The sequence below is a fragment of the Streptomyces spinoverrucosus genome (assembly GCF_015712165.1).
GTDB classification, from domain to species: Bacteria; Actinomycetota; Actinomycetes; order Streptomycetales; family Streptomycetaceae; genus Streptomyces; species Streptomyces spinoverrucosus_A.
Genome location: NZ_JADPZX010000001.1, coordinates 3,326,174 through 3,349,548, shown reverse-complemented (window position 1 = coordinate 3,349,548; position 23,375 = coordinate 3,326,174). Strand labels below are relative to the sequence as shown.

Below are 23,375 nucleotides of genomic sequence, written 5' to 3'. Positions count from 1 at the left end.
CCTGTGGACAGGATGAGCGCGCGCAATGTCAGACTAGGGGTAAATATGACCGATTTGTGGTATCGCCCATGCTCGTGTCCGCGCCCGTGTCCGGCCGTGGCCGTCCGTGTCCGTGCAGGTTGTCCACAGGCTCGGGGGTGTGTGGTGGCTGAAGTCGGACGACACGGTCAGACTTTGAGCGTGGGGGATGTGGACCGGGCCTCGCCCGACGGGTGCGGCCGACGCGAGGCGATGACCGGGAGGCAGCGGTGAGGACAGGGACACTGGGGCCGGCGCAGCGCGCCGAGTCGCTCGCGGCGATGGCCGAGCGGGAACTGGACCTGCTGGTCGTGGGCGCCGGAGTGGTCGGCGCGGGCACCGCGCTGGACGCCGTGACCCGCGGCCTGTCGACAGGCCTGGTCGAGGCGCGTGACTGGGCGTCGGGCACATCGAGCCGGTCCAGCAAACTCATACACGGCGGCCTGCGCTACCTGGAGATGCTCGACTTCGGCCTCGTCCGCGAGGCGCTGAAGGAGCGCGGCCTGCTACTGGAGCGGCTGGCGCCGCATCTGGTGAAGCCGGTGCCCTTCCTCTACCCCTTGCAGCACAAGGGCTGGGAACGGCTGTACGCCGGTTCGGGCGTCGCGCTCTACGACGCCATGTCGATGGCCCGCGGACACGGACGAGGCCTGCCCGTACATCGGCACCTGAGCCGCCATCAGGCCCTGCGCGTGGCACCCGCACTGAAGAAGCACGCGCTGGTCGGCGCTTTGCAGTACTACGACGCCCAGATGGACGACGCCCGGTTCGTCGCCACGCTGGTGCGTACGGCGGTGTCGTACGGGGCGAAGGCGGCCAACCGGGCGCGGGTGACCGGTTTCCTGCGCGAGGGCGAGCGCGTGGTCGGGGCCCGGGTGCAGGACGTCGAGGGCGGCGGGCAGTACGAGATCCACGCCAAGCAGATCGTCAACGCCACCGGCGTGTGGACCGACGACACCCAGGCGATGGTGGGGGAGCGGGGGCAGTTCCACGTCCGGGCGTCCAAGGGCATCCACCTCGTCGTGCCCAAGGACCGCATCCACTCCACCACCGGGCTGATCCTGCGCACCGAGAAGTCCGTGCTGTTCGTCATCCCCTGGGGCCGGCACTGGATCATCGGCACCACCGACACCGACTGGGACCTCGACAAGGCGCACCCCGCCGCGTCCAGCGCCGACATCGACTATCTGCTGGAGCATGTGAACTCGGTGCTCGCGGTGCCGCTGACACGGGACGACGTCGAGGGTGTGTACGCCGGTCTGCGGCCGCTGCTCGCCGGCGAGTCGGACGCCACCAGCAAGCTGTCCCGCGAGCACACCGTCGCGCACCCGGTGCCGGGGCTGGTCGTGGTGGCGGGCGGCAAGTACACGACGTACCGGGTGATGGCCAAGGACGCGGTCGACGAGGCGGTGCACGGGCTGGATCTGCGGGTCGCCGAGTGCGTCACCGAGGACGTACCGCTGCTCGGTGCGGAGGGGTACCGGGCGCTGTGGAACGCGCGGGCGCGGATCGCCGCGCGCACCGGCCTCCATGTGGTGCGCGTCGAACACCTGCTGAACCGGTACGGGTCCATGGCCGAGGAACTGTTCGACCTCATCGCCGCGGACTCCTCGCTGGGCGAGCCGCTCACGGGCGCCGACGACTATCTGCGCGCCGAGGTCGTGTACGCGGCCTCGCACGAAGGCGCGCGGCACCTGGACGACGTCCTGACGCGGCGCACCCGGATCTCCATAGAGACCTTCGACCGGGGCACCCGCTGTGCCCGCGAGGCCGCCGAGTTGATGGCGCCCGTGCTGGGCTGGGACAAGGACCAGATCGAGCGCGAGGTCCAGCACTACGAGAAGCGGGTCGAGGCCGAGCGGGAGTCGCAGCGCCAGCCGGACGACCTCACGGCGGACGCGGCGAGGCTGGGGGCGCCGGACATCGTGCCGTTGTAGGAGCGTGGGGGCACCCTGGGCGTGAGCCACTTGTCGGGTGAGGGACAATGGAGGCTCTGTCAGGGCGGGTTGCATGAGGGGACGCATGTCGGAGGCGGAGCGGGCGGGGACATCCCGTCAGGACACTCGTCAGGACAAGAACGAGCAGCGTCTTCTCGCCGGGCGGTACCGGCTGGGAGACGTGCTGGGCCGCGGCGGCATGGGCACGGTGTGGCGCGCCGAGGACGAGACCCTCGGCCGGACGGTCGCCGTCAAGGAGCTGCGGTTCCCGACCAACATCGACGAGGACGAGAAGCGCCGGCTCATCACGCGCACCCTGCGCGAGGCCAAGGCCATCGCGCGGATCCGCAACACCAGCGCGGTGACGGTCTTCGACGTGGTCGACGAGGACGACCGGCCATGGATCGTGATGGAACTCGTCGAGGGCAAGTCCCTCGCCGAAGTCATCCGCGAGGACGGCCTGCTTCAGCCCCGGCGCGCCGCCGAGGTCGGCCTCGCCGTCCTCGACGTACTGCGCTCGGCGCACCGCGAGGGCATCCTGCACCGCGACGTGAAGCCGTCGAACGTGCTGATCGCCGACGACGGCCGGGTCGTGCTCACCGACTTCGGCATCGCCCAGGTCGAGGGCGACCCGTCCATCACCTCCACCGGCATGCTCGTCGGCGCGCCCTCCTACATCTCCCCCGAGCGCGCCCGCGGCCACAAGCCCGGCCCGGCCGCCGACCTGTGGTCGCTCGGCGGTCTGCTGTACGCGGCGGTCGAGGGTGTCCCGCCGTACGACAAGGGCTCCGCGATCGCCACGCTCACCGCGGTGATGACCGAGCCGCTGGAGGAGCCGAAGAACGCCGGCCCGCTCAAGGACGTCATCTACGGGCTGCTCACCAAGGACCCCGAGAAGCGCCTCGACGACGCCGGCGCCCGGGCCCTGCTCAACGGCGTGATCAACGCGCCCGACCCGAAGACGGCCGAGCCGGCGGACGCGACCAAGGTCGTGCCGCTGCCCCCACAGCCGGACGCGCCCGCGAAGAAGAGGAGTTCGGCGGGCGGCGAGAGCCGCGAAGGGGGTGACCGGCTGCGCGGGGCGTTGCCGTCGGCCCGCAAGGCCGCGGTGGCCACGGGCGCGGCGGCGGCAGCTCGTACGACGTCCGGGAGCGGGGATACATCGGGCGGGGACGCGGGGCGTACGACCGCTGTGTCCGCGCCGGAGTCCGGTACGAAGAGCGCGTCTGGCGGCCGGAGTTCCGGATGGCCCGTGATGACGCCGCCGGACCTGCCGCCGCGGCCGGTGCCGAGGGCGCCGCTCACCGACGTGGTGCCCCGGCGGACGCTGGTGGTCATCGCGGTGGTCGTGGTGCTCGCCGTGCTCGGTGTCGTGCTGGCCGTGGCGCTCAACTCGGGCGACGACGGGTCCAACCAGTCCCGGGGCGGCGACAAGACGGCCGCCGGGGCGAGCGAGAGCGCCGACACCAGGTCCGACGACGGCGGCGCCCACACCGACGGTGCGGCGTCGGCGTCGGCATCGGCGGGGTCCACGCCGGGCAACACGCCCAGCGCCAGTGGCGGGGCGGCGGCCGGGGACGGCGACCAGGAGTCGGACGGCTCGTCGGACAACTCCTCGGACGCCGGGGACTCCTCGGACGGCTCCGCCGCGGAGAAGACGTACCAGGGCGGCCAGGGCTACTCCATAGGACTGCCCAAGGGCTGGAAGTACGGTTCGTCGGACGCGGCAGGTGACCGGTTCACCGGGCCCAACGGGCAGAAACTGCTCATCGCCTGGACCGCCACGCCCAAGGACGACCCCGTGCAGGACTGGAAGAACCAGGAGCGCTACATGACGCGCTCGCAGTACGACCGGATCCGAATAGAGGAGGTGGACTACCGCGGTTGGAACACGGCCGACTGGGAGTTCACCTATGTCGACGGAGGTACGAAGTACCGGACGATCGACCGGGGGTTCGTCGTCAACGACCATCAGGGCTATGCGTTGATGTACACGGCGAAGGCCGCGGCGTGGGACGGCGAACTGCGCAAGTCCACGTGGCGGACGCTGACCAGCACCTTCAAACCGAAGGCGTGACCGGGCCGGGGCGCTGGCCCCGCGCAGGGCGTCCCATGGGATCTCGTGAGATCTCCCCATCCCTCCGTGCGGGTTGCCTCCGGCACGTATCGTGAGTGGTTGCGAACCGTACGCATCGGGAACGCATCCGGAACGGGGCGCCACACGAACGGAATTGACCACCGGGCGGCCGGGGGAGGCAACGTGGACGACTATGCGGGGCGGGTACTCGCCGACCGCTACCGCCTGCCGCTGCCGCCCTCCGACGAGTACGAACTCACGGAGACCCGGGCCTTCGACACCTACAGCGGGCAGGAAGTCCTGGTCCGGCAGGTGCCGTTGCCGGAGGTCGTCGAGGCGGAGGTGCTCGACGCGGAGGGGCTGCCCGAGGGGTTCACGGCGCGTGAGCGTGCGGCGCGGCGGCCGTCGACCGGGCGCGCGGGGGCGGTTCGGCGGCCCACGGATCCGGCGGTACGGCGTGCGGTGGAGGCCGCCCAGGCCGCTGCCGCGATCCCTGACCATCCGCGGCTCGACCAGGTCTTCGACGTGTTCGCCGAGGGCGGGTCGCTGTGGGTGGTGAGCGAGTTGGTGGCGGCGCGACCGCTGGCCGCGCTGCTCGCCGAGCAGCCGCTGACGCCGTATCGGGCGGCCGAGGTCGCCTCCGACGTGCTGACGGCGCTGCGGGTGCTGCACGCGCACGGCTGGGTGCACCGGAACATCACCGCGCGGACAGTGCTGGTCTGCGACGACGGGCGGGTCATGCTGACCGGCCTGGCGGTGGGGGCGGCGGAGGAAGCGTTGTGCGGGTACGACCCGGTGCCGGCGCCGCTGTACGACGACGGTGGCGGCGACGACGGCGGGGCTGCCGGGGGCCTGGGAGCGGCCAGGGGGACGTTCGGAGCGGGCGGCTCTGCCGAGGGTCATGGTCCGAACGGGCTCAGTGGCGGCGATCCCGAGGCTGCCCGGCGGGCGGCCATCGAGGCGCGGGCGGCCGGAGGGCTGGCGGTGCCGGGTGCGGACGCGACGGGCGGCGTGGGAGGTTCGGCCGCGCTGGCGCGCCGGGCGCAGGAGTCCGGCGGGGACATCCGGGCGGCACGGGCCGGGGCGATCGCCGCGTACCGGGCAGGGGCGCGGGCCGCGGCCCGGGTCCAGGAGGCCCAGCAGAGCGGCGGCGCTGCCCTGCCCGGCGCCCGCCCCGCATCCGAGGGCGGCAGGGAGCAGCCGTCGTACACGGGCGGGCCCCAGGGCGGCCCGCCGGGCCAGATAGCCGACCCGTACGGCGTACGCGCCACGCCCTGGCATGGCGCGGAGCCGCGCAACACCGGGGTCGGGAACAACGGGCAGTCCCAGAGCGGCGGCCCGGCGCGGCAGGGCGTACCGCACCAGGGCAACGGCCTCACGCAGCCTGCGCTGCCGCCCCACGGCGACGGCCTGGTCCAGCCGAGTGGACGGCTCCAGACCAACGGCCTGGCCCAGCCTGGCGTGCCGCCCCACGGCGACAGTCTCAGGCAGCACGGCCTGCCACCCCACGGCGACAGTCTCAGGCAGCACGGCCTGCCGCCCCACGGCGACAGTCTCAGGCAGCACGGCCTGCCACCCCACGGCGACGGCCTCACCCAGCAGCCTGGCGTGCCGCCCCACAGCAACGGCCTCGCCCGGCCGGGCATCGAGCCCGCCGCCCGCAATAACGGCCTCGTTCACCCCGCCGTACCCGCCCCTGCTCAGGAAGCGGCACTCCAAGGCCGTAGCGGCACCCGCTGGGACGACCTCGTAGCCGGAACCCCCGCGGCCCCCCGCGGCCCCGCCACCGCGCTGGCGGCGGAGCGGGCGCGGCAGGCGCGGATGGCTGTGGTGGGACCCGTGACCGAGCGGTGGGCGCCGGAGCAGGCCGGGCCGGTGCACGAGAACTGGCAGCTCGCGCCGCCCATCGGTCCCGCCACCGACCTGTGGGCGCTGGGGGCGCTGCTCTTCAGGGCCGTACAGGGGCATGCGCCCTACCCGGAGGAGTCGACGGCCGAGCTGGTGCAGCTGGTGTGCGCCGAGCCGCCCGCCTTCGCCGAGGAGTGCGGGCCGCTGCGGCCGGTCGTGGAGTCGCTGCTGCGCCAGGACCCCACCGAGCGGCTGGACTTCGAGGAACTGCGCGGCTGGCTGCGTTCGCTGGTGCGGTCCGCGCCCGAGCCGGAGGCCGGCGTGCATGTCGTCGCCGCGCCGCCGCCCGACGCGAGCCGGCTGCCGATCGTGCGCCGCAAGGGCGAGCTGGTGCGCAGGCGGCGCGCCGGTCTGCCCGCCCGGCACGGGCGGCACAAGCGGGGGAAGGAGAAGACGCGTTCCCCCCGCAGCCTCGGCCGCACCCTGCTCCTGCTGATACTGCTCGCGCTGGCCGGCGCGATCGCGTACGCCGTGCTGTTCATGCCGAAGGCCGACGAGAGCGGCGACAGCGGCGACAGCGGCGCGGCCCCCGACCGGACCGGGGCCGCCGGTCAGGTCAGCCAGGCGCCCGACCCGACGCCGGAGGCGAGCAGCGAGCCGCGCCCCGACCAGAACTCGCCGGACGACGAGCCGACCGGAACGCGGGCCGAGGTCGCCGAGGGCTTCACCCTGCACGACGACCCGGAGGGCTTCCGTGTCGCCGTTGCCGAGGGCTGGCAGCGCGCGCCGAAGAACGGCAGCGGGCAGGTCGTCTACTCCCAGGGCGACTTCGAGCTGATCGTCGTACCGGGACGGGACGGCGCGGACGAGTACGGCAGCGATCCGATGGCGTACCAGCGGGAGCGGGAGCCCGAACTGCGGCCGTACCGGGAGTCGAGCTGGGCGACCTCCACCGGTCTGAAGACCATAGAGGTGGGCGGGCGGACCATGGCCGAGGGGCAGTTCACGTGGAGTGACGACAGCGGCCGCGACCTGTTCGTGCGCAATCTCGCGATGCTCCTCGACGGGCGCTACCACGTGCTCCAGGTGCGCGGACCGGAGGCCGAGCGGGACCAGGTGACCCGGCTGTACGAGCAGGCGGCGGCGACCTACCGGGCCACCGGCTGACCCCGTCGGGGGCAGTTGGCCCCATGGTTGCTTCCGGTCACCGAAAGCGACAACCGTCACAGTGCGGTCTCCTTGGCGCCCCCGTGGTTCCCCGTTCGAGGACGGGTCCCTACCCTGACTCTGTCAAGAGCATTGCGGGGAAACGTGAATCAGATGCAGGGCGCGCTCATCGGGGGCCGCTACCGGCTCACCGACGCCATCGGCAGCGGTGGCATGGGTCGGGTATGGCGTGCCCATGACGAGGTGTTGCACCGGGCCGTCGCGATCAAGGAGTTGACCGCCGCGCTCTACGTCTCCGAGAGCGACCAGGCCGTCCTGCTGGCCCGCACCCGTGCGGAGGCGCGCGCTGCCGCGCGGATCAACCACTCGGCCGTGGTCACCGTCCACGACGTACTCGAACACGACGGCCGGCCGTGGATCGTGATGGAGCTGGTCGAGGGCCGTTCGCTCGCCGACGCGGTCAAGCAGCGGGGCCGGGTCGAGTCCGCCGAGGCCGCCCGGATCGGCATGTGGGTGCTGCGCGCCCTGCGGGCCGCGCACACCGCCGGCGTGCTGCACCGGGACGTCAAGCCCGGCAACGTGCTGCTCGCCGACGACGGCCGCGTCCTGCTCACCGACTTCGGCATCGCGCAGATCGACGGCGACACGACGATCACCCGCACCGGAGAGGTCGTCGGCTCGGTGGACTACCTCGCCCCCGAGCGGATCCGCGGGCACGACCCGGGACCGGCGTCCGACCTGTGGGCGCTCGGCGCGACGCTGTACACGGCGGTGGAGGGCACCTCGCCGTTCCGCCGCACCTCGCCGCTGTCCACCATGCAGGCCGTCGTCGAGGAGCATCCCACCGAGCCCCGGAACGCCGGCCCGCTCGGACCCGTGATCAACGCGCTGCTCCGCAAGGAACCGGCCGCGCGGCCCGCCTCCGACGAGGCGGAGCGGCTGCTCGCCGAGGTGGCGGACGGGGGCCGGCCGCAGGTGACCGAGGTGTACGTGCCGCCCGCACGGCAGCCGGAGCCGGGCCCGGCGCGGCAGGAGACGCGGGAGCACTCCCGGCCGCACCACGTCGCTCCCGCCCCGGTGGCCGTGCCGGCCCCACGGCGGCGTCGGCTGCGCACCCTGGCCCTCGTCGTGGCCATGGCGGCGGTCGTCGGCGGGGCCGGTGCGGTGCTGGTGCAGCAGTGGGACGAGAGCCGCTCCCGGGACGGCGGGTCGGCCACGTCGTCCGTCACCCCCTCCGCCTCGACCTCACCGAGCCCGCAGGAGTCAGTCCCGGCCACCTGGGTGCGCAAGGACGACCCGGCCGGTTTCAGCCTCTCGCTGCCCAGCGATCGCTGGAAGCGGTCGGTGTACGGCGTCCAGGGCGACCTCACGCAGATCGACTACTCGCCCGACGGCGGTATCCACCTCGTCCGCATCGCCGTCGACACCTCACCGGACTTCGACGACCCCTACGAGCACCAGCTGGACCTGGAGGAGCAGCTCCAGCGGCTGGCGCAGTACCAGCGCGTGACCATGGAGAAGAACAACTACCGGGACCGCGAGGGTTCCCTGTGGGAGTACACATGGGTCGCGCTGGAGAGTGACCCGGGCGTCTACGCGGGGCCGCGCCGGGCGATCGAGGAGATGTACATCGCCCGGGACGGCGTCGAGTACGCGATCTACATGTCGGCTCCCGCGGCGGACTGGGAGACGACGCGGAAGCAGTTCGACACCCTGCTGCAAGGGTGGCGGCCCAAGTCGTCCTGACCGTGGGCATGGGCGTTTGTCGGCCACGCCACCCGTTCGGCCCGGAGGGTCCCGCTCCGGCTGGGGCATGATGTGCTCATGGGGAGCGAGGGGTCCGACGAGCGGGTCATCGCGGGCCGTTACCGGCTTCAGGCGGCGCTCGGGCGGGGCGGCATGGGCGTCGTCTGGCGGGCCACCGACGAGCTGCTCGGCCGCCAGGTGGCCGTCAAGGAACTGGTCCCGGACGACTCGCCGTCGGCGGCCCGCGTCCGTTCCTCACGCGATCGCACGCTGCGTGAGGCCCGTGCGCTGGCCCAGTTGCGGCACCCGCACATCAGCGTCGTCCACGACGTCGTCGAGCACGACGAACGCCTCTACATCGTCATGGAGTTGATCGACGGCGGCTCCCTCGCCGACCGGATCGCCGCGCACGGCCCGGTCGACGTCCGCGAGGCCGCCCGGATCGGCATCGCCCTGCTCGGCGCGCTGCGCGCGGCGCACGAGGACGGCGTCCTGCACCGCGACCTCAAGCCGGCGAACGTGCTCATCGAGTCGGGCACCGGCCGTGTCGTCCTCACCGACTTCGGCGTCGCCCAGGTCGAGGGCGCCACCACGCTCACCGAGTCGGGGACGTTCGTCGGCTCGCCCGAGTACACCGCGCCCGAGCGGATGTCGGGGTCCGGCACCGGCCCGGCCTCCGACCTGTGGTCGCTCGGCGTGCTGCTGTGCACGGCGGTCAGCGGCGAATCGCCGTTCCACCGCGACTCGTTGGGCGGTCTCCTGCACGCCGTGGTGGCCGCGCCGATCCGGCCGCCCGCGCAGGTCGGGCCGCTGCTGCCCGTCGTACTCGGGCTGCTGGAGCGCGACCCGGAGCGGCGGTTGGACGCGGCGCAGGCGGAGCGGATGCTGGGGGAGTTCCTGGAGACGGGCCGTACGCCGGAGCCGACCCGCCCGCAACGCATCCCGCGGGACCGGCTGGTGATCGCCCTGCTGGTCGCCGCGATGGTGGCGGCCGGGGTGTCGGCGGCGGCGCTGTTCATGAACGGCGGTGCCGGGGAGGGCGGGGGTACGCCGGTGAGTCCGACGCCGAGCACGTCCTTGAGCACGTCCGCGTCGCCGTCCGCCGACGCCTCCAACAGCCCACCTAAATAGGAGATAAGCGACGGCCCGAGTCACGGGTCTGTGACCGGTGAGCCTTCGCGGTGGATGCCGAAGCGCCTGCCGCGATATGCATGGACGCATGAGCAACAACGGGGGAGCCCGCTACGGGTCCGACGAGCCAACGAGTTTTGGTCTGCAACCGCCGGTTCAGCCCGCCGCAGTACCGCATCCGAACAACCCGTACGCATCGCCCACCCAGGTCGTGCCGGAGCAGCAGCCCGCGCACCACGCCCAACCGACGCCGCAGCAGCAACCGTCCCACCACAATCCGCAGCAACAACCCGCGCACCCGGCGCCTCAGCAGCCCGCGCCCCACACCCCGCAGCAGCCCGCGCCCCACACCCCGCAGCAGCCCGCCCACCAGCCTCCGCAGGACCCCGGTGCCGGTCGGCTCGTCGCGGGCCGCTACCGGCTGCTCGCCAAGCTCGGGCACGGCGGCATGGGCACGGTGTGGCGCGCCAAGGACGAGACGGTGGACCGGGAGGTCGCGGTCAAGGAACCCCGCGTCCCGGATCACCTTCCCGAGCGCGAACGCGACAACGCCTTCGAGCGGATGCGCCGCGAGGCCCGCGCCGCGGCCCGGCTCGACCACCCGGCGGTGGTGAACGTCCATGACGTCGCCGTGGTGGACGGCCGGCCGTGGATCGTGATGGAGCTCGTGCAGGGACGTTCCCTCGGCGACGCGCTCCAGGAGGGCACCCTCTCCGCCCGCGACGCGGCCAGGATCGGCCTGGAGGTGCTCGGCGCGCTGGAGGCCGCGCACGCGGCCGGCATCCTGCACCGGGACGTCAAACCGGACAACGTCCTGCTGGGCCGTCACGACCGCGTCGTCCTCACCGACTTCGGCATCGCCCAGATCGAGGGCGAGACGAACCTGACCGACACCGGCGGCTTCGTCGGCTCGCCCGAGTACATCGCCCCGGAGCGGGTCCTCGGCCAGCGCCCCGGCCCGGCGTCGGACCTGTGGTCGCTGGGCGTCGTGCTCTACGCGGCCACCGAGGGAGTCTCGCCGTTCCGCCGCAGCAACACCCCGGCCACCCTCCAGTCCGTCCTCAACGCCACGCCCGCGCCGCCCGCCTCGGCGTCCGGTCCACTCGCCGAGGTCATCAACGGCCTGCTCCAGAAGGACCCGGCGCGCCGTCCCAACGCCGCCCAGGTCCGCTCCCTGCTGGAAGCGGCCGCCAATCCGCCGACGCCCGCGCCGGCGCCCACGCAGGTCGTGACCGTCGCCGGAACCAACGGGGGCGGGATCCGGCTGGGCCGCAAGACGCTGCTCGGGCTGGGCGCGGCGGTCGTCGCTGCGGCGGTGGCGGCGTACCTGGTCGTCGCCGACCCGTTCGCGGGCCCGCTGCCCGAGGGCTGGAAGACGAAGGCCGAGAGGGACGTCGCCGCGACCGTCGCGTTTCCCGACGGCTACACGCGGGCCGTGCCCGAGGACACCGACGACGACCACTGGGTGACGTACACCGACCTGAGCGGCAGCATCTGGGTCGGCCTGCGCCTGGACAAGAAGGCCGAGGACACGGGCAACTCCATCAAGGAGTCCGCGGCCGCCGAGATGTACGAGGACAACGGCGTCTTCGAGCAGAGCGGCAGCTACGACTTCGCGATGCCGGAGAACCCGGCGACCAAGCCGGACGACGAGACCAAGTACAAGGGCAAGGACGCCGCGCGGAACACCATCGCGTACAAGACGACCGACAGCCAGAATCCGCTCCCCCGCGAAGTGCAGATCTTCTACTACCGGACCTCCGGCGGGGACATGTACAAGCTCACCGTCAGCTACCCCGGCGCGGGCGACTTCACGGAACGGGGCCGAGAGGTGGCCCGGATCGCGATCGCGAACCTGGACATCGACAAGCTCTGACCCCGCGTCGACAAAGACGTGTCCCGCAGGGTAGGGATGGGACATGAGTGACGGCGGCGAACACCAGCGCGACGGTCGTCTGGTCGGCGGGCGCTACCGGTTGATCGAACGTATCGGCTCCGGTGGCATGGGCACGGTCTGGCGGGCGCGTGACGAACTCGTCGCGCGGGAAGTCGCCGTCAAGCAGCCCCGGTTGCCGGGTCATCCGGAGGACGAGTCCCACCGCCGGGCCGGCCACCGCCTGTACCGCGAGGCCCGGGCCGCCGCCCGCGTCGACCATTCGTCCGCCGTCACCATCCACGACGTCGTCGAGGAGGACGGAATCCCCTGGATCGTCATGGAGTTGATCCGGGGAGAATCCCTTCACGAGCTGCTGCGGCGCGGCCCGCTCCCACCCGCCGAGTCCGCCCGTATCGGCCTCGCCGTCCTCGGCGCGCTGCGTGCCGCGCACGCGGTCGGCATCGTGCACCGGGACGTCAAACCCGCCAATGTGCTGCTCGGCCCCCACGGCCGCGTCGTCCTCACCGACTTCGGCATCGCCCACGTCCAAGGCGAGGAATCCCTCACCGCCAGTGGGGAGTTCGTCGGCTCCCTGGAGTTCATCGCCCCCGAACGCATGTCCGGCCGCAGCGCGGGCCCCGCCTCCGACCTGTGGTCACTGGGGGTTCTCCTGTACGCCGCCGTCGAGGGCTGGTCCCCGTTCCGCCGTACGACGCTGGAGTCGACGCTCGCCGCGATCCTCGCCGCGGATCTGCCCGAGCCGAAGCAGGCCGGCCCGCTGGGGCCGCTGCTCGTCCAGCTCCTGGCGAAGGATCCGGAGCAGCGGCCGGGGCCGGAGGAGGTCGCCGCGGGGTTGGGGGCGGTGGCGGAGGACTGGCCGAAGGTGCCGGACGATGCGGCGGCGGTCGCTCAGGAGGCGTCGGACCTGGAGGGCTTCGCGGACGACGCCGGGACGGTACGGCTGCGGGGGGAGGCCGCGGCGGTACCGCAGCCGCGGACGACCCCACCGGACGCCCCTGAACAGCGCACGGCGCCGGACGCCTCCGAGCAGGGCACGGCGCCGAACGCCTCCGGGCAGCCGTCGGCCCCGTATCCCGCCGAGCAGCCGTCGGCGCCGAATGCCACCGGGCAGCCGTCGGAGCCGGACCCCTCCGGGCGGCGCACGGCGCCGGACGCCTCCGGGCAGCCGTCGGAGTCGGACGTCACCGAGCAGTCCACGGCCCGGGCCGCCCCCGAGCAGGGCACGGCGCCGAATGCCACCGGGCAGCCGTCGGAGCCGGACCCCTCCGGGCGGCGCACGGCGCCGGACGCCTCCGGGCGGCCGTCGGAGTCGGACGTCACCGAGCAGCCCACGGCCCGGGCCGCCCCCGAGCAGGGCACGGCCCCGGACGCCCCCGAGCAGCCGTCGGAGCCGGACGCCGCCGAACAGCGCACGGCACTGGACCCCTCCGGGCGGCGCACGGCACCGGACCCCTCCGGGCGGCCGTCGGAGTCGGACGTCACCGAGCAGCCCACGGCCCGGGCCGCCCCCGAGCAGGGCACGGCCCCGGACGCCCCCGAGCAGCCGTCGGAGCCGGACGCCGCCGAACAGCGCACGGCACCGGACCCCTCCGGGCGGCGCACGGCACCGAACGCCACCGGGCAGCCGTCGGCCCCGGATCCCGCCGAGCAGCCGTCGGAGCCGGACGCCCCCGAGCGGCGCACGGCGCCGGACCCCTCCGAGCAGCCCACGGCCCCGGATCCCACCCAACGGCCCACGAAAGCCGCCGCACGTCACCCCCTCCGCCACCCCGTCCCCGCCGTCCTGCTCGGCATCCTCCTCACCGGCGGCGTCTGGTTCGCCACGTCCTCCTTCCGCCCCGACCCCGACCCCGACGAGGCGTCCGTCACGGAGCGCACCGCCACCCACAGTTCGGCCCCCGGCGTCGTCGAGTCCGCCCGCCCCACCTGGATCGAGCACCGCGAGAAGGACCTGGCCGCCGTCCTCGCCCTCCCCGGCGACTACGCGGAAGCCGCCCGCGAGGGCAGTGCCGAGGATCCGCCCCGCCTGGTCGTCTACGCCCTCGGCAACACCATCCAGGTCCGCCTCACCCAGTGGGACAAGGCACCCGGCTCCCCGATGACCCGGGCCCGCGAGGCGCACGCCACCTGGGACAGCTACAACGGCGACGCCCGCACGCAGTACACCCGCACCAGCTTCGACGGCCAGGAAGCCGTCCTCGCCGACACCACCTACAACACGGCGGAGGACCCGACCCGCGTCATGCAACTGGTGATCCTCACCGACGACAGCCGTATGTACGAGTTGCGCGTAGACATGCCCAAGGGCACGCCCGACGAGAAGAAGGGCACCGCCGTGTTCAAGGGCGCCCGCGACCGACTCCAGATCGAAGCCGACCGGGCCTCACCAACGCCCTGATCAGCAGGTTCGTTGCCAGTGATCACTGGCGGGATGTGTGCACTCGGTGAATCCCGATTACCGACGGGTACACAAAGCCTTCGGCGCGGCATACCCTGCGGCTCATGACGGACTCGCAGGCCCTGGAGCAGGCCACGCACAGCACCGGCACCAACCCCCTCGCCCCCGCCCCCGAGGGCGCCCGCACCGCCGCGGACGTGGTCACCCCCGAGCTGATCGCCCAGCTCACCCGGGGCGTGGCCGGTTCCGGCCGGACCGCCAACCACACGCCGTTCACCGGCGAGAAGCTGGCCGACCTGCCCGAGTCCACGCCGGAGGACGTACAGAAGGCGTTCGCGGCGGCCCGCAGCGCACAGGCCGTGTGGGCGCAGACGCCGATCCGGCAGCGCGCAGCCGTGCTGCTCCGCTTCCACGACCTGGTCCTCGAGCGCCAGGCCGAGGTCCTCGACCTGATCCAGCTGGAGACCGGCAAGGCCCGGCTGCACGCCCACGAGGAGGTGCAGGCCGTCTCCGTCGCGGCCCGGCACTACGGCCGTAGGGCCGCCGCCTATCTGAAGCCCAAGCGGCACACCGGCGCCATCCCGACCCTCACCAAGGTCACCGAACTGCGCCACCCCCGTGGCGTGGTCGGCCAGATCGCCCCCTGGAACTACCCGCTGGAGCTGTCGGTGGGCGACGCGCTCCCGGCCTTCGTCGCGGGCAACGCCGTCGTGATGAAGCCGGACACGGAGACTTGCCTCACCGCGCTGTGGGCGCGCGACCTGCTGATCGAGGCCGGGCTGCCCGCGGAGGTCTTCCAGGTCGTCCTCGGCGAGGGCCCGGTCGTCGGCCCCGAGGTCGTCAAGCACGCCGACTACGTCTCCTTCACCGGCTCCACCCGCACCGGCCGCGAGGTCGCGCAGGGCGCCGCCGCCCGACTCGTCGGCGTCTCCCTCGAACTGGGCGGCAAGAACGCCATGCTGGTCCTGGCGGACGCCGACGTCGAGAAGGCCGCCGCCGGCGCCGTCCGCGCCTGCTTCTCCTCCGCGGGCCAACTCTGCATCTCCATCGAGCGGTTGTACGTCCACGAGTCGATCGCCGACGCCTTCGTGGACCGCTTCGCCGCCCGCACGAAGGCCATGCGACTCGGCAAGTCCCTCGCGTACGGCGCCGACATGGGCTCACTGGTGGGCGAACGCCAGCTGGAGACCGTGAAGCGGCATGTGGAGGAGGCGGTGGCCAAGGGCGCGACGCTCGTCGCGGGCGGGGTCGCCCGCCCGGACATCGGCCCGTACTTCTACGAGCCGACCATCCTCGACGGCGTCGAGACCCCCATGGCCGTCTGCACGGAGGAGACCTTCGGCCCGGTCGTCTCCGTCTACCGCTTCAAGACCGACGACGAGGCGATCGAGCACGCCAACTCCACGCCGTACGGCCTGAACTCCTCGGTCTGGACGAAGGACGCCCGCCGCGGCCGCGAGGTCGCCGCCCGCCTGCGCACCGGCACCGTCAACATCAACGAGGGCTACGCGCCGGCGTACGGCAGCGTCCAGTCCCCCATGGGCGGCATGAAGGACTCCGGCCTGGGCCGCCGCCACGGCTCCGAGGGCATCCTCAAGTACACGGAGGCCCAGACGATCGCCCACCAGCGCCTGCTGCCGATGGCGCCCTCGCTGGGCATGGACGACGAGAAGTACGCGCAATTCATGAGCAGGAGCCTGCGGCTCATGAAGGCCTTCCGGTTCCGCTGACGCCCTGTCTTCAAGGGGCGCGGGGAACTGCGCGCGACCAGCCACTCACAACCCGCACGGACACTCAACGAGGAGCACACGTGCCCCAGGACACCTACGACTACGACGTCATAGTTGTCGGCTCCGGCTTCGGCGGCTCGGTCACCGCCCTGCGCCTCACCGAAAAGGGATACAAAGTCGGCGTTCTGGAGGCGGGCCGCCGCTTCACCCGAACCACCCTCCCCAAGAACTCCTGGGACCTCAAGAACTACCTCTGGGCCCCCAAGCTCGGCATGTACGGCCTCCAGCGCATCCACCTGCTCGGCAACGTCATGGTCCTGGCCGGCGCAGGCGTCGGCGGCGGCTCGCTCAACTACGCCAACACCCTCTACGTACCGCCGAAGCCCTTCTTCGAGGACCCCCAGTGGGGCCACATCACCGACTGGCAGGAGGAGCTGGCGCCGTACTACGACCAGGCCCAGCGCATGCTCGGCGTGCGGCTGAACCCGACGATGACCCCCTCCGACGTCCACCTGAAGGCCGCCGCGCAGCGGATGGGCGTCGGCGACACCTTCCACATGGCGCCGGTCGGGGTCTTCTTCGGCGACGGCGAGGACGCCGACGGCAAGGTCAGGGCGCGCCCCGGCGAGGAGGCGGCCGACCCCTACTTCGGCGGCGCCGGCCCGGCCCGGCGGGCCTGTGCCGAGTGCGGCGAGTGCATGACCGGCTGCCGGCACGGGGCCAAGAACACCCTCAACGAGAACTACCTCTATCTCGCCGAGAAGGCCGGCGCGGTCGTCCACCCCATGACCACGGTCGTCGCCGTCACCGACGACTCACAGGGCGGGTACGCCGTCACCACCCTGCCCACCGACAAGGGCAAGAAGGGCGGCGGCCGAACCTTCCGCGCCCAGCGTGTCGTCCTGGCGGCCGGCACCTACGGCACCCAGACCCTGCTGCACCGCATGAAGGCCACCGGCCGGCTGCCGTACCTCTCCGACCGCCTCGGTGAACTCACCCGTACCAACTCCGAGGCCCTGGTCGGCGCCCAGACCACCAACCGCCGCTACCGCAAGGTCACCGGCGAGCAGAAGGTCGACTTCACACGCGGCGTCGCCATCACGTCCTCCATCCACCCGGACGCCAACACCCACATCGAGCCGGTCCGGTACGGCAAGGGCTCCAACTCGATGGGCGGTCTGGCGATCATGCAGATCCCGTACGCGGAGGGCTCCTCCCGCCTGCTGGCCTTCCTGCGCAACGCCGCCCGGCACCCCCTCATCATGCTCCGCTCCCTCAACAACCACCGCTGGTCGGAGCGGACCATCATCGGCCTGGTGATGCAGTCGCTGGACAACTCACTGACGACGTATCTGAAGCCGGACGGCGTCGGCAAGGGTCTGCTGACCGCCAGGCAGGGCCACGGCGCCCCCAACCCCAAGCAGATCAAGGCCGCTTCGGAGGGCGCGTCGGCGATCGCCGAGGAGATCAACGGCTTCCCCGGCAGCAACATCGGCGAACTGATGGGCACCCCGCTCACCGCGCACTTCCTCGGCGGCTGCCCGATCGGTGACTCCCGGGAGACCGGCGTGATCGACCCGTACCACCGGCTGTACGGCCACCCGGGCATCTCCGTCGTCGACGGCGCGGCCGTCACCGCCAACCTGGGCGTCAACCCGTCCCTCACCATCACGGCACAGGCCGAGCGGGCGATGTCGTACTGGCCGAACAAGGGCGAGGCCGACCCGCGCCCGCAGCAGGGCGTGGCGTACGAACGCCTGAAGCCGGTCGAGCCGACGTCCCCGGCGGTCCCGGCGGACGCGTTCGGCGCGCTGAGGCTGCCGTTCCTGGGGATGCCGACGGTGCCGCCCAAGAAGTAACCGCAGGAACAGGAAAATCAAGAGAGAGGGACCTGCGCCCCCCTCCGAGCGCAGCTCCCTCTCTCTTTGTCTCTGGCTCAGGCGTGCTTACGCCTCCGCACCGGCCTTCTTGCGCCGGACGACGAACACCGCACCCGCACCGGCGACGACGGCGACACCGCCGACCAGGCCGATCATGGGCAGCGCGGAGCTGGAACCGGTGTCGGCGAGGTTGCCGGTGGGCAGGGCGGAGACGTCACCCTGCGGCTTCTTCACCGAGTCCTTGTCGTCGTTGTCGCTCGGCTCGGCGGTACCCGGCGCGGGGTTCTCGGAGCCGGCCTTCAGGACCTCGAAGTCGTACTGGGCCCAGCCCTCGGCGATGCAGTCCTGGCCGTCGATGTTGTCGAGGTAGGCGCCGGAGCCGAAGGAGTAGGCGTCGCCGGCCGGGGCCTTGGCGTCGATGCTGACGCGCAGGTCGATCGTCTCGCTCGCCTTGGACTTCAGCTTCTCCACGTAGAAGAAGTAGTCACCGGCGTAGCCGAACTCGTCCCGGATCTCGTCCCAGGACCCCGTCTGGGGGTTCTTGAACTCCAGCTCGACGTACGGGCTGAGGAACTTCGACTCGTCGAGCTCGTAGTTCTCCACCTCGGCGTAGAAGGCGACACCCTCGACGTCGGTGTCCGACTCGTTGGTCACGACCAGCTGGAAGGCGTGGAAGCCGTCACCCGCGACAACCTTGCCCGGCAGGCCCTTGATGTCGGCGGACACCTTGGCGTTGGCGAAGTTCTCGTCCAGGTCCTCGCAGTACGGGACCTCCGGGTCCGTCGGCTCCGAGGTCGGCTCGGACGTCTGGGTCGGCTCGGACGTCTGCGGCGGCGTCGAGCTCGGCGCCTGGCTCGTCGGCGTGTTGGTGGGCGTGCCCGTTTCGGTCGGCGTGGCGGTGGCCGTGCCGGTCGGGGTCCCCGTCTCCGTGCTGGTCGGGCTGGCGGTCGTCGACGAGCTGGCCGTGCCGGTCGGCGTCGCCGTCTGTGTGTCATCCGCGAACGCGGCGGGCGCCGACAGCAGCGCGAGCGGCGCTATGACCGCGGTCGCGGCCGCGGTTGCCATGGCACGGCGAATCTTCATGAAGACCTCGAGGAGTCTGGTGCGCTGCGGCAGCGAAGGCCGCGGCGCGGGTGGGCGAGGCCTTTCTCGGAGATACGAGAGTGGCCTGTTGATTCGGTAGGTGTGACCGGTGAGGCCCACAAGGAGTTGCCCTCAACTCACATAGACTTTATGTGGGCTGCATCACATCTCTGGTCGCGTGGAACTCGGCCGCCCGCGTCACTCCGCGGCGTCCGTGTCGCTCGGCAGCAGGTCTCCGACCTCGATGCCGCACTCCTTCTCGATCACGTCGATCGAGGACTTGCGGGCGGTGTCGTCCACCGGGGCGGAGCCGCCGGAACGGAGCGACGTCGCGTACGTGCGCAGCGGCGCGCCGTCGTCCGAGGCCATGTCGGCGAGGTCCGTGAGGATGGGGGCGAGTTCGTCCGGTGTGTGACGGCTCCCCTCGGAAACCGCGAGCGGTGACGCCACGGAGCAGAAGGTGTCCGCCGGCTCGGCCACGCCCGCGACCTTCTGGTACCGGGCGATCGGATCGAGGTCGAAGTGCTGTGCCGCCGTGGGGTCCGGAGTCGCCTTGCGCAGAATGCCCCGGACCGCGGAGGCGGGCTTCCCGGCGGCACGGTACGCCAGCGGCTCCTCGCTGCCTGGGACCAGCTGCCGCCGCAGCGCCGAACGGTAGGCGTCGACGGTGACGGAGTCCCCTTCGAATTCCCCTTCGCCGACCCGGCCGTCGTCATAGGGCAGAACGCCGCCCGACCCCAGCGGTGCCCAGGCGCCGTCGGTGAAGCGGGCGAACGAGATCACGTAGTCGTGCCCGATCTCCAGCCGTGAAGCGTCAGGAGTCCCCACGCGGACCCGGCTGTCGCCCTTGACCTGCCAGCCGTCGACGGTGACCGACAGGCTGTCGGGGAGGGCCGGTGCGCCGGACCGTGACCAGACGCGCTCATCCACCCGCAGGTCTACCGTCCTCGGCAGATACTCCTCGCCTCCCTCGGCGGCCCCGCCCGTGTCGCGCCGCTCCTGCTCGGCCGTGACCCGCACGACGGCGACCTGATCCCCGTAGGAGACCCAGTCGGTCGCGGTGCTGGAAGGCAGCGCCTCCTTCGAGTCGGTGGCGATGACGTCCTGGCCGCCGGCGCGTTCCTGGCTGCCGTTCCCGCACGAGACGAGAGCGAGCGAACCGGCGAGCGCCGCGCCCAGCACAGCGGTCTTGACCTTCGTGCGCATGGTGATGGCCAACGGGACTTCCCTTGGTCGAGTGCCGTAGGCGGGACTCATCTGCGGTCCGCCGCCACTACGACGCGGCAGGGGCCGTGATCGTTCATGAGTGGCGGCGGGGTCCGGAGACAAGGCCGTGGCCCGATCGCTCGGGCCACGGCTCAGGGAGGACCGAGTGGTCGGATCACTCCGCGTCGGCGGTGTCGTTCGGCAGCAGTGACCCCACCTCGATGCCGCACTCACTCTCGATCCGGGCGATCGAGGTCAGGCGGACCTTGCTCTCGTTCCAGGTGGTGGTGTCCGTGCTGGAGCGGAGCTGCGCGGAGTAGGCCCGCAGGATCGCGGCGTTCAGCGGGGTGTCCGCCATTCCGGCGAGGTCTCCGACGATGTCCGAGAGCTCGTCGGAGGTGTACTTGCTGCCCTCGTCGGTCGCGAGCGGCGCCGCCACCCGGCAGAAGGTGTCCGCCGCTGCCGCGGCCGCCTGCGCGGCCTTGGCCACCAGTCGTGCCCGGGCCACGGCGTCCAGGTTGTAGTTCTGCGCCGCGGTGGCGTTCGGGGTCGCGCTCGTCAGGAAGGTCTTGACGTCGGCCGCGGACTTGCCGACGGACCGGTACGCCAGCGGCTGCTCATTGCCGGTGACCAGCCGCGCCTGCAGCGTCGAGCGGTACGCGGTGGCGGTGACCGTCTCGCCCTCGAACTCACCCTGGCCCACCTGACTGTCGTCGTAGGGGAGGATGCCGCCGGTGCCCAGCGTCGACCACTCGCCGTCGGAGAAGCCGGCGAGCGAGACGAGGTAGTCGTGCCCGACCTCAAGGCGCGAAGCGTCGTGCGACCCGACGCGGGATTTGGTGTCCCCCTTGAACTCCCAGCCGTCGGCGACGATCGTCAGCGTGGTCGGCAGCGCCGCGGCCCCGGACCGCGACCACACGCGCTCCTTGACCTGCAGATCGACCGTCCGCGACAGATAGCCTTCGCCGGCTGCGACCTCCTCGCTGTCCGCGGAACCTTCGTGCTCGGCCGTCACACGGACGACCGCGGCATGGTCGCCGTACGAGATCCAGTCGGTCGCGGTGGTGGACGGGACGGCGTCCTTCGACTCGGCCAGGACGACCTCGCCGGGCCGGCCGGCGTTGTCCGCCCCCGTGTCGGCCGTGAACGGGACGAGCGCGGCCGAACCCGCCAGAGCCGCGCCCAGCGCGACCCCGGTGATCTTTGTTCTGGTGGTCATTGCCACGAGATTCCCCCTGGTCAGCTCTCAGTACGTGGAGTTGATGTTCTCTTTGTTGTTCGCGCCCAGGCCGTAGATGTCGTCGTAGGACATGCAGCCGAGCCGGTTGTCGTGCAGGCCCTTGGCGGGGCTGGCGTTGGGGCCGTGCGTCAGGCCGACCGCGTGCCCGGTCTCGTGGCAGGCGTCCGCCTTGTTGATGGGGCCGATCGCGCTGTGGTTCTTGTTGAAGGCGATGTAGTGCTGGTCGCACTTCCGGGACGTGACGGCGTCGTCGCACCAGGCGATGCCGATCTTGGTCCTGGCCAGCGTCTTCGACTTGTAGATGATGTCCGTCTCGGCTCCGCCGCTGTAGACACCCGAGGACTGGATCTTCACGACGAGGTCGGTCGGCCCGAAGTAGTCCTTCAGCGCGCGCGAGACGGTGCTCTTCTCCGCCGAGCTCAGGCTGCCTTCCCGGTAGGCCGTCAGCGTCCGGTTGTCGGTCTGGCAGAACGTGTCGCCCATCTCGCCGTCCCGGCACGTCGGGCTGTAGTTCGCGGTCGGGTACATGTTGTCCGTGTAAGCCGCGTGGACGACGGTGGTGGCTGCGCCCAGGGCCGCGGCCGCCACGCCCACGACGAAGGTCGTCCTCCGTCTGATCGCCATTCGTCGAGCTCCCCTCTGTCCGTCACCTGCGCATTCATCGGAGGCCCCGGTGATCGCGGACGGACGAGGTGATCTAAATCGATCAAGCACTGCCCAACGGTTGAGCGGATCAAGTTTGGCTTGAAATGGCCATGATGAGGCTGAATGTGGTCATTTGGTGAAGGTTTTGAAAATCAGTGGATGAGAGGTGGGGGTTTGGTGTAGCGGCCTGTCGGCCGGTCGACGTCGGGGCATGAAGAAGGGCCCCGCGGGGCGGAGCCGCGGGGCCCTTCTTTCGTCAGCACCGGCGTCAGGGCAGCGCCGGTGCCTGGGAAGCGGCGCCGGGGGGTTGCGCCGCTTGTCTCCGGATGGTCTCGGCCTCTGGCGGTGCGTCGTCGCGCCACCGGGTTGCGCCGTACCGCACCACAATGCGGTTGTCTGCGGCGGGACTTGGGCTGCCTTGGACATTCCCGCCGGTCGGCCCCGGGCGTCCCCGGAGCCGACCGTTCTCTTGGGTGACCGGGCTGCTGTCCCCTGCCGTCCGGTCACTTCCCCGGAGCGAGGTCCCACGACGCACGGCACGATCCGTACGTCTCATCGCTCCAGCGAGCCACGCGTGGTTCTTTCGGGCCCGCCCCTGGCTGGCACGGACATCGGGACCAACGAAGAGCGGCGGGCGGCGGTCACGGGCCGTACGGGTGAGAGGGGGTGCGAACTCAGATGCGACCCCTGCACAGTTCGAGAAGCGTCATGGCGAGGGCGGTGCCCGGCTTGCCGAGCTCCTGCCGGTAGCGGCCGAGCACCTCCATCTCCCGGGAGAGGTTCACACGCCGCCCGCCGGAGGTGATGCGGGCCTCCTGGATCACGGCCGACACGGCCATCCGTTCCTGGATCAGGCCGATGATCCGGTCGTCGAGCGCGTCGATGCGGTCACGCGCACCGGCGATCAGCTCGGCGGCCTCGTCGGTGCGGGCGCCGGTCTTGTCGGTGGAGGGGGAGGGGGAGGGGGCGGTGGCCGCGGTTGCGGTGGTCGCGGCGGCGGTGGTCGCGGCGGCGGCCACGGCTGCGCTCGGGGTCTGCGCGTGCTCGGCTGCGATGGCGGCCGGAGCGGCCGTCCGCGTGTTCTCGGCTGTGGTGGTCATGATCGGGGGCTCCTCGTCGGACGCGGCCCCGGAGCGACAAGAGCCGGAGAACGCCAGACGCCCCGGACCTTGTCGGCCCGGGGCGCCTGGGAAGTCGCTTGTCAGTTGCTCAAGCAGCACGACCATGGCAGCCGGCGGGCCGGTTGCCATAGGTAAAGACGAAGGTCGGGTGCGTGAGCATGTGGTCAGTATGCCGTGGCTTTCGGTGACGGCCAATCCGGTTCGCATCCTGAGACGGCGGTCACCCGCGCCAGCCCCGTTAGAATTGGTGG

14 protein-coding genes are annotated in these 23,375 nt (G+C 71.9%); 9 read left to right on the top strand and 5 right to left on the bottom strand.

Going from position 1 to position 23,375, the window contains the following annotated elements:
* Window positions 1-248 precede the first annotated feature (248 nt).
* The 9 genes from I2W78_RS14890 (at window position 249) to I2W78_RS14850 (ending at window position 17,808) form a co-directional block, all read left to right on the top strand.
* Window positions 249-1,955 (top strand): glycerol-3-phosphate dehydrogenase/oxidase, encoded by a 1,707-nt coding sequence (locus I2W78_RS14890; protein ID WP_196460263.1) that lies wholly within the window; start codon window positions 249-251, stop codon window positions 1,953-1,955.
* Window positions 1,956-2,040: 85 nt separating this feature from the next.
* On the top strand, window positions 2,041-4,032 hold the full coding sequence (locus tag I2W78_RS14885; RefSeq protein WP_196464571.1) for a serine/threonine-protein kinase: 1,992 nt from the start codon (window positions 2,041-2,043) through the stop codon (window positions 4,030-4,032).
* A 183-nt stretch (window positions 4,033-4,215) separates the two neighbouring features.
* Entirely contained in the window at window positions 4,216-7,047 is a 2,832-nt protein-coding gene (locus tag I2W78_RS14880) for a protein kinase (protein WP_196460261.1), read from the top strand.
* 153 nt (window positions 7,048-7,200) lie between these two features.
* The gene (locus I2W78_RS14875) at window positions 7,201-8,793 is read left to right on the top strand and encodes a serine/threonine-protein kinase (protein ID WP_196464570.1); all 1,593 of its coding nucleotides are present in this window, start codon (window positions 7,201-7,203) and stop codon (window positions 8,791-8,793) included.
* Window positions 8,794-8,871: 78 nt separating this feature from the next.
* A complete protein-coding gene (locus tag I2W78_RS14870) occupies window positions 8,872-9,924 on the top strand; it encodes a serine/threonine-protein kinase (RefSeq protein WP_196460258.1) in 1,053 nt (350 codons plus the stop codon).
* Between the two features lie 88 nt (window positions 9,925-10,012).
* Window positions 10,013-11,800 (top strand): protein kinase domain-containing protein, encoded by a 1,788-nt coding sequence (locus tag I2W78_RS14865; RefSeq protein ID WP_196460256.1) that lies wholly within the window; start codon window positions 10,013-10,015, stop codon window positions 11,798-11,800.
* Window positions 11,801-11,843: 43 nt separating this feature from the next.
* On the top strand, window positions 11,844-14,219 hold the full coding sequence (locus I2W78_RS40440) for a serine/threonine-protein kinase (protein WP_230885457.1): 2,376 nt from the start codon (window positions 11,844-11,846) through the stop codon (window positions 14,217-14,219).
* A 104-nt stretch (window positions 14,220-14,323) separates the two neighbouring features.
* Window positions 14,324-15,949: a succinic semialdehyde dehydrogenase gene (locus I2W78_RS14855; RefSeq protein ID WP_196460255.1), complete on the top strand. Its 1,626-nt coding sequence runs from the start codon at window positions 14,324-14,326 to the stop codon at window positions 15,947-15,949.
* An 80-nt stretch (window positions 15,950-16,029) separates the two neighbouring features.
* Window positions 16,030-17,808, top strand: a complete 1,779-nt coding sequence (locus tag I2W78_RS14850) for a GMC oxidoreductase (protein WP_196460253.1) — start codon at window positions 16,030-16,032, stop codon at window positions 17,806-17,808.
* Window positions 17,809-17,895: 87 nt separating this feature from the next.
* On the opposite strand, the gene I2W78_RS14845 is transcribed toward I2W78_RS14850, so the two are convergent.
* From I2W78_RS14845 to I2W78_RS14825, 5 genes are all read right to left on the bottom strand, one after another.
* Window positions 17,896-18,894: an LAETG motif-containing sortase-dependent surface protein gene (locus I2W78_RS14845; protein WP_230885456.1), complete on the bottom strand. Its 999-nt coding sequence runs from the start codon at window positions 18,892-18,894 to the stop codon at window positions 17,896-17,898.
* 216 nt (window positions 18,895-19,110) lie between these two features.
* The gene (locus I2W78_RS14840) at window positions 19,111-20,130 is read right to left on the bottom strand and encodes a hypothetical protein (protein ID WP_230885455.1); all 1,020 of its coding nucleotides are present in this window, start codon (window positions 20,128-20,130) and stop codon (window positions 19,111-19,113) included.
* A 163-nt stretch (window positions 20,131-20,293) separates the two neighbouring features.
* Entirely contained in the window at window positions 20,294-21,337 is a 1,044-nt protein-coding gene (locus I2W78_RS14835) for a hypothetical protein (RefSeq protein ID WP_196460248.1), read from the bottom strand.
* Window positions 21,338-21,364: 27 nt separating this feature from the next.
* Entirely contained in the window at window positions 21,365-21,982 is a 618-nt protein-coding gene (locus I2W78_RS14830; protein ID WP_230885454.1) for a hypothetical protein, read from the bottom strand.
* Between the two features lie 695 nt (window positions 21,983-22,677).
* A complete protein-coding gene (locus I2W78_RS14825) occupies window positions 22,678-23,022 on the bottom strand; it encodes a chorismate mutase (RefSeq protein ID WP_307783965.1) in 345 nt (114 codons plus the stop codon).
* Window positions 23,023-23,375 lie beyond the last annotated feature (353 nt).